The organism is Bacillus proteolyticus (assembly GCF_001884065.1).
GTDB classification, from domain to species: Bacteria; Bacillota; Bacilli; order Bacillales; family Bacillaceae_G; genus Bacillus_A; species Bacillus_A proteolyticus.
This window is the reverse complement of sequence record NZ_MACH01000157.1, coordinates 43,064-55,425: the sequence shown is the minus strand read 5'-3', so window position 1 is coordinate 55,425 and position 12,362 is coordinate 43,064. Positions and strand designations below refer to the sequence as shown.

Here is a 12,362-nt window from a genome sequence, read left to right as displayed (position 1 = left end):
TCACTTTTTTCCCAATGATTTGCCTATCCTACGTGTGCGTGCGCTTAACAGCCTGCACATACTTTCGTACAGTCGCTACAGATACATTATATACATCACCAAGCTCTGCCTGTGTCATCTTATTTCTTTGTTCGCCGCGCACAATGTATTCAATTGCCGCTGACCAACCGTACACATTTGTAAAAGTCGCTCCAGATGTATATAAACGTATGAACGTACAAAACCAAAAGTTTAAACACTCTTCGATTAATTCATCGTCTTTTTTCGTATAATTGTATAATGCATCCGCGATTCGCGCGCACTGTTCAAATTGCTGTAAATCAGCTGGGATGCTTTTATGACTATTAAGTAAAAAGAAATATTTTGCAAGTTGCGATACGATTGGAACACCATTTTTCGCTTGCGTTACATCAAAGAAGAATCCAACCTTCTCTGGTGTTGACAACTCATTCATTAAATATAAAGCTAGCATTTTCTCTTCTAGCGTTGTACTTTTCTGAAATGATTTCCGTAACTCTTCAAATAAAAGATTTTGTCCTTCATCTGCTAAATTCAGTGCATTCCACGGTTCTTTTCCTTTTTTATCAGGATGCAACTCTACTACATGTTGCCACATTTTTTCAGCCACTTGCTGATCTTTCATCATATAGGCAGAATATGCAAACCAATAATAAAAACTAACGTCTCCCTCGTATCCTTGACGCTTTAATACTTTGAACCATTTATAGGCACACTCGAAATGACCAATTGTTGCAAGCGTCGTTGCAAGTTTCAAACGATGTTCAAATGAAATCGGATATACTGAAACGAGCTGCCCCGCTAATGCTTCTACTTGTTTATGTTCTCCAATTGAATATAGAAAAATAAGCGTATTACAAAGCGCATGAATATTACCAGGATTTCCCTCTAAAATCATTTCTGTTAACTTAAGCGCTTGATCTACATTACCTGATTGGAAATGTGCAATCGCTAAATTATTATGACCCGACCAAAATTCTGGATATTCTTTCGTAACAACTTCTAGTGTAGCAATCGCCTCTTCTAATTGTCCGTTACGAATGTAACGGTTCGCTTCTTCCTGCATAACAATTAACTCATCTTCATCTTCAATCTCTTCCGCACCCATTGCTTCTTCTTCCATAATCTCAAGCAAATCTAACGTATCTTCTACAAATTCCTTCTCTTCCGCAACTTCTAAATATTGCTCTGCATACTTTTTTGCCTGTTGAAACAAGCCCATATATGCATAATTATTTGCAATAAAATAATAGCATTGCTCAAGTTCCGGATTGGATCTAACAAGCTTTAGAAATATCTGATTCGACTCTTGATATTCACCAGATTCAGATAATGCTATTGCTAGTTGGCATAAAATAAACGGCTCCTTCTCGCTTTGTGCCGCTCTTCGAAAATATTTAATTGCATCTTGCAATTTTTGCCCTTTATAAGCCCTCATCCCTTTTTTATAAAAGAAGTCCGCTAATTGATTAAAAGAGATAACTTGTCCGTTCTCCTTATATATTCTTTGATTTTTCCCCATATATCCTCCAGTTTTTTGTTTTCTTCGTTCACACATTCTTCTATCTATAAGTATAAACGATTCCGTAAAAAACAAAACAGTATATTATAATCAATTATTTCCTTTTTATTCATAAAAAGAGAAGGGAAATGTTACATTTTTAACATCAACCTTCTCTAGTGGCCATTTCCTCTTTCGTATAAATAATACGCATCGGATTTCCGCCTACGAAAGCGCCCTCTGGTACATCTTTATGGACAAGTGTGCCAGCAGAAACGATAGCACCATCTCCAATCGTTACACCTGGTAAAATTGTCGTATTCGCTCCAATCATAACTTCATTCCCTATGATGATTTCTCCGAGTCGATACTCACGAATTAAATATTCATGCGCTAAAAGCGTTGTATTATAGCCGATAATTGAATTGTCTCCCACAGTAATCTTTTCTGGAAACATAATATCTGGCATTACCATAAGTGCAAACGACGTTTTCTTTCCTACCTCCATCCGCAAAAACGTGCGATACAACCAATTCTTCACGGATAAAACGGGCGTGTAACGTGCGATTTGGATAATAATAAAGTTTTTCATTACCTTCCAAAAAGAAACTGTTTTATACACATTCCACAATGAATTCTCTCCTGAAACAGGATAGCGCGTTGTCCGTCGCACTTAACTCTCTCCTCTACTAAAAAAAGTGAAACTTGAAGTTAGTAGAGAAACATTTCCCCTACTTGCTTACTTGGACCTTTATGAACGGTTCATATTAGACAAAATCGGTAGTAAATCACTCATTTTATCTAGCATAAAGTCCGGCTTGTAAGCCTCTAAATACGCTCTACCTTTCAATGTCCATGAAACCGCTACTGTTTTCGTACCTGCATTTTGTCCACCGACGATATCATGATGATTATCACCAACCATCAATGTTTCTTCTGGTTTTGCATCTAATAATTTCAATGCTTTTTGAAGTGGTTCTGGATGTGGTTTCACATGTTCCACATCATCAATCGTCACGACAACATCAAAAAATTGATCAAGTTTTGAAAGCTTTAATCCCATTTCAACCGTCTGTCTCGCTTTCGTTGTAACGATACCGATTTTATAGCCTTGCTTCTTCAATTCTTGAACAGTTTCATATACAGTCTCATATTCTTCCACTAACTCATCATGATGCTCATGATTAAATTGGCGATAACATGCAATCATTTCTTCAACCTTACTTGTATCCATCTTACTAAAAGTGTCATGCAAAGATGGACCGATAAATGCCAATACATCTTCACGCTTATATTGATTTGGATAATATGTATGTAACGTATGCAAAAAAGAAGAGATAATAAGTTCATTTGTATTAATTAACGTTCCATCTAAATCAAATAACACTGTATTTATTTTCATCGTCCTTAACCCTTTCATTACCTGAATATGAAAGAAGCAGCATCTTATATAAGATGCTACTTTTCTCTAATTTTCTAAATATCTTTTATCAGCTTGCCCCATCTTTCGTCTCACAATAATGAAAATGATAGAAATAACAACAATTCCAATAGACATTACTTGTGCAATACGAAGTGGTCCTAACATTAAACTATCTGTACGCAAACCTTCTACGAAGAAGCGTCCCACTGAATACCAAATTAAATATGTGAAGAATAGTTCCCCGCGGCGTAAATTCACTTTTCGTAACGCGAGTAGTAAAATAACACCTGCAAAGTTCCATAATGATTCATATAAAAACGTTGGGTGATAATACACACCATCAATATACATTTGATTAATAATGAAATCCGGTAAATGAAGGCCTTCTAAAAACTGTCTCGTTACTTCATCACCATGCGCCTCTTGGTTCATAAAGTTTCCCCATCGGCCAATTGCTTGTCCTAATAAAATACTCGGCGCAGCAATATCCGCTAACTTCCAGAATGAAAGCCCGCGTCGTTTCGCAAAAAGGATTCCTGTAATAACAGCCCCGATTAAACCACCGTGAATCGCCAAACCACCTTGACGAATATTAATAATTTGACTCGGATTTTGCGAATAATATTCCCATTCAAAAATGACATAATACATTCTCGCAAACAGAATGGCGATTGGTACTGCGATTAATACAAGATCAATAAATGTATCTTTCGGAATACCTAGCCTTTCTCCCTCACGAGTTGCTAGCCAAAGACCTAGTAGCACGCCTGTACCGATAATAACCCCATACCAATAAACAGGGAACGGTCCGAGCTGAATTGCTACACGGTCAAGCTGTGGTACGGAACCTAGCAGCATATGTATGACCTCCCTCTCCAGAGTCTACTCTTGATTTCCTAACTCAATCGCACTCATTAATCGTTCAGAGAACTGCTGTGCCGCATTGACTCCCATACGTTTTAATCTGAAGTTCATCGCTGCTACTTCAATAATAACAGCCAAATTTCGACCAGGACGAACTGGAAGTGTAATCTTCGTAAGTTCTGTATCAATAATCTTCATCTTCTCTTCATCAAGACCTAAGCGATCATAATTTTTCTTTTGATCCCAAATTTCAAGATTAATAACAAGCGTAATACGTTTATAATTTCTTACTGCCCCTGCACCGAATAACGTCATTACGTTAATGATACCTAGACCACGAATTTCTAATAAGTGCTCAATTAAATCAGGTGAGCTTCCTACTAATGTGTCTTCATCTTCTTGACGAATTTCTACGCTATCATCTGCAACAAGGCGGTGACCACGCTTTACAAGTTCAAGTGCTGTCTCACTTTTCCCGACACCACTTTGACCTGTAATCAAAACACCAACGCCATAAATATCTACTAACACACCATGAACAGCTGTTGTTGGCGCTAACTTACCTTCCAAGTAGTTTGTTAAACGACTTGATAATCTCGTCGTCGTTTGAGCAGAACGTAATAAAGGCACGCCTGATTCACGTGATGCTTGTAATAACTCATCCGGTACATCTTGATTACGAGTTACAATAATACATGGCGTCTCCTCAGTACAAAGCGCTTTCATTCTCTCTTGCTTTTGTTCTGTCGTTAACGTATCAAAGAACGTAAGCTCCGTTTTTCCAAGAAGCTGCACGCGATCAGCTGGATAATATGTAAAAAATCCTGCCATTTCAATTCCAGGTCGTGATAAATCACTTGTATCAATCGGACGATGAATCCCTTCTTCACCACTTACTAACTCCAATTGAAATTGTTCAATTAAATCTTTTGTCCTTACTTTCGGCATATGTATAAACCTCCACTCCGCTGCGGGTTCAGTCTCATTTGATGTAAAATTCCATTCTATCGGATATTGTACCATTTTTTTCTGGAAACAAGAAATACGGTTTCTAATAAATAGAAAAAAACATTTCATACGAATCATGAAATGTTTTTCTTTTTGTCATTTTCTCTTTTTTTCGTATAACGGTTCAACAATTGCCTTTTCGATTATCATATTAAAAATCGAAATACAAATTGCCGCAACAATCGCTACACCAAATCCTGATATATTAAATGCGTCTCCCAATAATGAATCTGCCATTTTTAACGTAATCGCATTAATAACAATTAAGAAGAAACCAAACGTTATAACAGTAATCGGTAGCGTAATTAAAATTAAAAACGGCTTTACGAACACATTTAAAACCGCCAATATAATACTCGCAATAATTGCCGTTTGTATATTTGCTATGTAAAATGCGTCTGGTGCAACCCCTTTTAAAAGTCCGGATACAGCAATTAACACAACGCTATTTACAAGAAGTGATACAATCCATCTCATTTCGTTACACATCCTTTTAACATATATATTTCATCATACGCTAATAGTTAATAAACGCAAGTATCCTACAAACACTTATACCAACTTATTCTATTCTATATGCTTGTATACCTACTAACACTCTTACCCGTTTTCCTTTGCAAAATAAAAACCAAGTGTACTTCCCACTCGGTTTTCATAAATAAACTTATTGCGATAATTCTACTTCTTTTATCTTCTCTTTCATTCTTGCTTTATCACGATTTAAAATCTCTTTTAAATACTTACCTGTATACGAGCGTTCTTCTTTTACTACTTGCTCTGGAGTTCCGGAAGCAACGATTTGTCCGCCTTTGTCTCCGCCTTCTGGTCCAAGGTCAATGATATAATCCGCTGTTTTAATAACATCTAAATTATGCTCAATTACAAGTACTGTCTCGCCACTCTCAACAAGACGTTGCAACACTTCTAGAAGACGTGCAATATCATGGGCATGTAAGCCAGTCGTTGGCTCATCTAAGATGTATAACGTACGCCCTGTAGAACGACGGTGCAATTCAGAAGCTAATTTCACACGCTGCGCCTCGCCGCCTGATAACGTCGTAGCTGGTTGCCCTAATTTCATATAACCAAGCCCTACATCTACAAGCGTTTGAAGTTTACGCTTAATTTTCGGGATATTAGCAAAGAACTCTACCCCATCTTCAATCGTCATTGCTAATACTTCAGAAATGTTCTTATCTTTATATTTAACTTCCAACGTTTCACGATTATAACGTTTACCGTGACAAACTTCACACGGAACATACACATCTGGTAAGAAATGCATTTCGATTTTAATAATTCCATCACCGCGGCACGCTTCACAACGGCCACCTTTTACGTTAAAACTAAAACGTCCCTTTTGATATCCGCGTACTTTCGCTTCATTCGTTTGTGCAAACACATCACGAATATCATCGAATACACCCGTGTACGTCGCTGGATTAGAACGTGGTGTACGACCAATTGGCGATTGATCAATATCAATAACTTTATCTAACTGCTCAAGACCCTTAATTTCTTTATGAGCCCCTGGCTTCGCTTTCGCTTTATATAGCTTTTGAGCTAACGCTTTATATAATACTTCATTAATCATCGTACTTTTTCCAGATCCAGATACGCCTGTTACTGCTACGAATGTACCTAGAGGGAATGACATTTTCGCGTTTTTCAAGTTGTTTTCTTTCGCACCGACGATCTCCACTTTACGTCCGTCACCTTTACGTCTTTCAAGTGGTACTGGAATGAACTCTTTACCGCTTAAATATTTCCCAGTTAATGAATTCTCGTCTTGCATCACTTCAGCTGGTGTACCCGCTGATACAACTTGACCACCATGAATACCTGCACCCGGTCCGATATCAAGTAAATAATCAGCAGCCATCATCGTATCTTCATCATGCTCAACGACAATTAACGTATTTCCTAAATCACGCATTTCCTGCAATGTACGAATAAGACGATCATTATCACGTTGATGCAAACCGATAGAAGGCTCATCAAGAATATAAAGCACACCCGTAAGACGAGAACCAATTTGCGTCGCTAAACGAATACGCTGCGCCTCACCACCTGATAAAGTTCCTGCAGCACGACTTAACGTTAAATAATCTAAACCAACGTTCACTAAGAACCCAACGCGCTCCTGAATTTCTCTTAAAATTAAATGAGCAATTTTTTGTTGTTTCTCCGTTAACTCAACATTTGAGAAGAATTCCTGTACTTCTTGAACAGAATATTTCGTTACGTCAGCAATCGTTTTATCACCAACGAAAACAGCTAAACTCTCAGGCTTTAATCGTCCGCCTTTACACTTCGGACAAGCTTGCTCTGCCATATATTTCTCCATTTGCTCACGAACATAATCAGAACTCGTCTCACGATAACGACGCTCGATATTCGGAATAACACCTTCAAATAAAATCTCATTTTCCTTTACTTGACCAAATTCATTCACATAGCGGAAATAAACTTTCTCTTCCCCGCTTCCGTACAATACTTTATCAAATAAATCTTTCGGTATATCTTTCACAGGCATATCCATATCAACGCCGTAGTGATTACATACAGATTGTAAAAGTTGCGGGTAATATTGTGAACTTGTCGGTTCCCACGGAGCAATCGCATGTTCATTTAATGATAAATCCCAGTTCGGAATAACAAGCTCTAAATCTACCTCTAGCTTTGAGCCAAGTCCATCACAAGAAGGACATGCACCGAACGGACTATTGAATGAGAACATGCGCGGCTCTAATTCTCCAATTGAAAAACCACAATGCGGACAAGCATGATGCTCACTAAATAAAAGTTCTTCTTCTCCCATAACGTCGATTAAAACTCGGCCCCCGCCAAGCTTTAAAGCACTTTCGAGTGAATCTGCAAGACGACTCGCAATTCCTTCTTTTACAACAATACGGTCAATTACAACTTCTATAGAATGCTTCTTATTTTTATCTAACGTAATCTCTTCAGATACATCAAGCATTTCACCATCGACACGTACACGAACATAACCTTGCTTCTTAATATCTTCAAGCACTTTTACATGTGCACCTTTACGCCCTGACACGATAGGTGCTAGCACTTGCAGCTTCGTACGTTCAGGATATTCGAGAACACGGTCTACCATCTGTTCTACTGTTTGCGATGTAATTTCAATTCCATGATTCGGACAAATTGGTGTACCAATTCGCGCAAATAATAAACGCAAATAATCATAAATCTCCGTTACCGTTCCAACCGTTGAACGCGGGTTACGACTCGTCGTTTTTTGATCAATTGAAATCGCTGGAGATAAACCTTCAATCGTATCAACATCCGGCTTATCCATTTGCCCTAAAAACTGACGTGCATACGCAGATAACGATTCTACGTATCTGCGCTGCCCTTCTGCATAAATCGTATCGAATGCTAACGATGATTTTCCTGAACCAGACAATCCCGTCACAACAACAAGCTGATTTCTCGGAATGGTTACGTCAATATTTTTTAAATTATGCGCTCTAGCACCTTTTACAACAATAAAATCTTTACTCACTATTTTCACCCTTCCGCTTTTAATTCTAATAGTAAATCTCTTAATTCAGCTGCACGCTCGAAATCTAACGCTTTTGCTGCTTCTTTCATCTCTGCTTCCATCTTCGCAATTGTATTTTCACGTTCTTTTTTCGTCATCTTCTTAGCTGGTGTTGCTTCATATGTTTCCGTATCCTCAGCTGCTGTTGTCGCACGAATAACGTCACGTACTCCCTTTTGAATCGTCTTCGGCGTAATACCATGCTCTTCATTGTAAGCTTCTTGTATAGTACGACGACGCTGCGTTTCTTCAATTGCAATTCCCATTGATCTCGTTATACGATCTGCGTACATAATAACGCGGCCGTTTGCATTACGCGCCGCACGACCAATTGTTTGAATTAATGAACGCTCTGAACGCAAGAATCCTTCCTTATCAGCATCTAAAATAGCTACAAGTGATACTTCTGGAATATCTAATCCTTCTCGTAATAAGTTAATACCGACAAGTACATCAAATTTACCAAGACGAAGGTCACGAATAATTTCAATACGTTCTAACGTTTTAATTTCAGAGTGAAGATAGTTCACTTTAATTCCTACATCTTTCAAGTAATCTGTTAAATCCTCTGACATTTTTTTCGTTAAAGTCGTAATTAATACACGTTCATTTTTCAAAATACGATCTTGAATTTCTCCTAACAAGTCATCAATTTGACCTTCAATTGGTCGTATATCAATTGGTGGATCTAAAAGCCCTGTTGGACGAATAATTTGTTCTATTACTTCTGGTGATTGCTCTAATTCGTATGGTCCTGGTGTTGCCGAAACGTAAATAACTTGATTCGTTTTCTCTTCAAACTCATCAAACGTGAGCGGTCTATTGTCTAAAGCTGATGGCAGACGGAACCCATGATCCACAAGCACTTGCTTACGCGCTTGGTCTCCGTTATACATCGCTCTTACTTGCGGCACCGATACGTGCGATTCATCCATAACAATTAAGAAATCCTCTGGAAAATAGTCTAACAGTGTATATGGTGTTGAACCTGCTGGACGAAGTGTTAATTGACGGGAATAGTTTTCAATCCCTGAACAAAAGCCCATCTCACGCATCATTTCTAAATCATAGCGTGTACGTTGTTCTATACGCTGCGCTTCTAACAATTTACCGTTATCATTTAATTCTTTTAAACGTTCTTCTAATTCTTTTTCAATATTTTCAATAGCAACCTTCAGCTTTTCTTCACGTGTAACGAAGTGAGATGCCGGGAAGATTGCTACATGATCACGTTCTGCTAATACTTCACCCGTTAATGCATTTACTTCTCGAATACGATCGATTTCATCACCGAAAAATTCAATTCGAATACAATGCTCGTCAAGCGATGCCGGGAAGATTTCAACTACATCTCCGCGCACACGGAATGTACCACGCTTGAAATCAATATCATTACGTCCATACTGTACATCAACAAGTTCACGAAGCAATTGATTACGATCCTTTTCCATACCAACTCGAAGTGAAACAACTAACTCGCGGTATTCTTCCGGTGAACCTAAACCGTATATGCACGACACACTCGCAACGATAATAACATCATCTCGTTCGAATAAAGAAGACGTTGCTGAGTGACGTAATTTATCGATTTCATCATTAATTTGCGCATCTTTTTCAATAAATGTATCCGTATGTGGTACGTACGCTTCCGGCTGATAATAATCGTAATAACTAACAAAATACTCAACAGCATTGTTAGGAAAGAAATCTTTCAACTCACTATATAACTGTCCTGCTAACGTTTTATTATGAGCCATTACAAGTGTTGGCTTCTGCACTTCTTTAATGACATTTGAAATCGTAAATGTCTTACCCGTCCCTGTCGCTCCAAGCAACACTTGCTTTTTCTTTCCACTATTAATTCCCTCTACAAGCTTCTCTATCGCTCCCGGCTGATCACCTTGCGGGGAATATTCTGAGATAATTTCAAATGGATGTTCCAACTAAAAACCGACCTCCTCATAAAAATCTGTATTATTATTTTACCACGAATGCCCATAAAAAACCTAAAAAAACGAACAGATATTCGGTAAAGTTTTCGACAAGTTATACATAGAAAAAGGAAGGAATAAAAAACGTCCTTCCTCTATCAATTTTATTTTTTAGGTATATATAATAAGTCATATCCATTGCGCCCATTTTCATTCGCACAATCTATTAACCTATAAGCCGTTTCTGATTCACGTTGCTCTTTAACAATCCTTTTACAACTATCTTTATGTAACCCTTTATGGTCACCAGCAAATTGGTCTTGTCTATTATCTAACACATAAAGTATTTCTTTCTCACTATGCTCTAACGTTTGAAAAACCGGATCACCTTCATGTGTATAATTTACAATTCTTATTTTATCAACTTCCCCTTGTTCCACGTTCAAAACGAACTTTTCGAATTTATCTAGATTAGAAATTTCTGCCCCCTTTGCAACGACATCATTCTTCTTATCAATTGCACTGTTAGGTTGTGAGCATGCTACTAAGCTAAAGAGAACTAGGCATATAAAACCGCTTCTTTTTTCTATTATCATCCTCTCCTATAAAAATTATTTGTATACCCAAAAAGCTACTTTCCTCTATGAAAGTAGCTTCTCGTTTCCTTTCTCCTTCTTCGGAAAAATCACATATGAAAATGAAATTGCAGTATCCGCTAAAAGAATAATAGCCCACACTTGGCTTACACGGCTTGCTGCTTTATTTAAAACGATTCCTGACTCTAACCAATTGCTCCACTGTTCAAATGGAATAAATCCATACGCGAAGAAAAAGAATATATGAACAACAACGAATAAAACAAGATGTAATAACCAAGTTTTCATTTCTTGCTTCGCGTGCGCCATGCCTGTTACTTCAAGTGGTTCTTCGATAATAGGCGCCGGTTCATTCCGCCACTTCGCAACTAATTTTTGTACATATATATCTAATTTCTTCAAATCCTTTTTCCCATAAAAAACTGCATATAATAAGATGATTACCGTAATGATTTGAAAATTAGAGAACTTCCCTGTTTGATAATAGTCCAATACCCCTAAAGTTAAAATAAACACTTCATTTATGAGTAGCACAATCCCCATAATAAAGCTCGCCTTTTTCAAGCGAAATCCATACCTTAGTAAAAAGAATCCAATAGCTGATAGCCAAAATACAATCTCTGCACCAATTAAAAAGTACCATCGATATTCTGCGAGTATACTCATTTATTCCTCTCCCTTTCATCATATATACGAAAAGCCTCATCCATATATACTAGAAGCTCTTCCTCAATTGGATACATACTCATTTTTTGTGAATCTTCTTTTGACTTTCTTACTTCCCACAATTTATCTAAAAATGCTTCGTCACCATTTGCCATCTCTAAACACTTCTGCATTAATTTCTTTGTTGCACCTTGTACCTCATCACACGATGCTTCCTTACCGTCTTTCATAAAGTTACGTAATTGCTTTAATAAATCTACCCACTCTAACACATTCGGATCTTCCTCACTCATATTTGGCAAATTATGAAGTAAATCTTGCTCTTCTTTCGAAAAGACTTCATTTTGAAATATTTCACGTATACGAGGAGACTGTTTCGAAAGCTGAATGAGTTCAAACATAACTTTCCAATCCAGTTCCCCTTCTACATCTACTGAATAAACAACTGCTTGTAAAATACGTTCCATTCGATTAAATTTTTTCTGTTCTTCTTGTACAAACTTAAGTTGCTTTTCAAGCGATACTTTTAAATTGAGCTCATCCGTTATTAACATATTCGTAATCTCTTTTAATGAAAAACCCATTTCTTTTAAAAATAAAATTTGCTGCAAACGAACAACATCTCTCTCGCTATATAACCGATGTCCCCCATCAGTTTTCCCACTCGGCTTTAATAAATTGATTTGATCATAATATCGTAACGTCCTTACTGTAACCCCTGTTTCCCTCGTTAGTTCTTGAATTGAAATCAACTCCATCACCTCTTCTCCTTCATTATAAA

11 protein-coding genes are annotated in these 12,362 nt (G+C 37.5%); all 11 read right to left on the bottom strand.

Annotated features, from left to right (window positions below; genetic code table 11):
- Nucleotides 1-28: 28 nt before the first annotated feature.
- On the bottom strand, nt 29-1,540 hold the full coding sequence (locus BAQ49_RS28430; protein WP_071748027.1) for a tetratricopeptide repeat protein: 1,512 nt from the start codon (nt 1,538-1,540) through the stop codon (nt 29-31).
- Nucleotides 1,541-1,685: 145 nt separating this feature from the next.
- A complete protein-coding gene (locus BAQ49_RS28425) occupies nt 1,686-2,192 on the bottom strand; it encodes an acyltransferase (protein WP_071748026.1) in 507 nt (168 codons plus the stop codon).
- 78 nt (nt 2,193-2,270) lie between these two features.
- Complete coding sequence (gene ppaX, locus BAQ49_RS28420; RefSeq protein WP_071748025.1) at nt 2,271-2,921, bottom strand: pyrophosphatase PpaX; 651 nt, start codon at nt 2,919-2,921, stop codon at nt 2,271-2,273.
- Between the two features lie 66 nt (nt 2,922-2,987).
- Complete coding sequence (gene lgt, locus BAQ49_RS28415; RefSeq protein WP_071748024.1) at nt 2,988-3,800, bottom strand: prolipoprotein diacylglyceryl transferase; 813 nt, start codon at nt 3,798-3,800, stop codon at nt 2,988-2,990.
- Nucleotides 3,801-3,824: 24 nt separating this feature from the next.
- Nucleotides 3,825-4,754, bottom strand: coding sequence for an HPr(Ser) kinase/phosphatase (hprK, locus tag BAQ49_RS28410; RefSeq protein ID WP_002016091.1), 930 nt, complete (start codon nt 4,752-4,754; stop codon nt 3,825-3,827).
- Nucleotides 4,755-4,910: 156 nt separating this feature from the next.
- Entirely contained in the window at nt 4,911-5,291 is a 381-nt protein-coding gene (locus BAQ49_RS28405) for a phage holin family protein (protein WP_071748023.1), read from the bottom strand.
- Between the two features lie 187 nt (nt 5,292-5,478).
- Nucleotides 5,479-8,349 (bottom strand): excinuclease ABC subunit UvrA, encoded by a 2,871-nt coding sequence (gene uvrA / locus BAQ49_RS28400; RefSeq protein ID WP_071748022.1) that lies wholly within the window; start codon nt 8,347-8,349, stop codon nt 5,479-5,481.
- 5 nt (nt 8,350-8,354) lie between these two features.
- Nucleotides 8,355-10,331: an excinuclease ABC subunit B gene (gene uvrB / locus BAQ49_RS28395; protein ID WP_071748021.1), complete on the bottom strand. Its 1,977-nt coding sequence runs from the start codon at nt 10,329-10,331 to the stop codon at nt 8,355-8,357.
- Nucleotides 10,332-10,483: 152 nt separating this feature from the next.
- On the bottom strand, nt 10,484-10,915 hold the full coding sequence (locus tag BAQ49_RS28390) for a DUF4362 domain-containing protein (RefSeq protein WP_071748020.1): 432 nt from the start codon (nt 10,913-10,915) through the stop codon (nt 10,484-10,486).
- Between the two features lie 45 nt (nt 10,916-10,960).
- A complete protein-coding gene (locus tag BAQ49_RS28385) occupies nt 10,961-11,581 on the bottom strand; it encodes a hypothetical protein (protein ID WP_071748019.1) in 621 nt (206 codons plus the stop codon).
- A complete protein-coding gene (locus BAQ49_RS28380; RefSeq protein ID WP_071748018.1) occupies nt 11,578-12,339 on the bottom strand; it encodes a MerR family transcriptional regulator in 762 nt (253 codons plus the stop codon). Before BAQ49_RS28380 ends, BAQ49_RS28385 begins: the two co-directional genes overlap by 4 nt.
- Nucleotides 12,340-12,362: the final 23 nt, after the last annotated feature.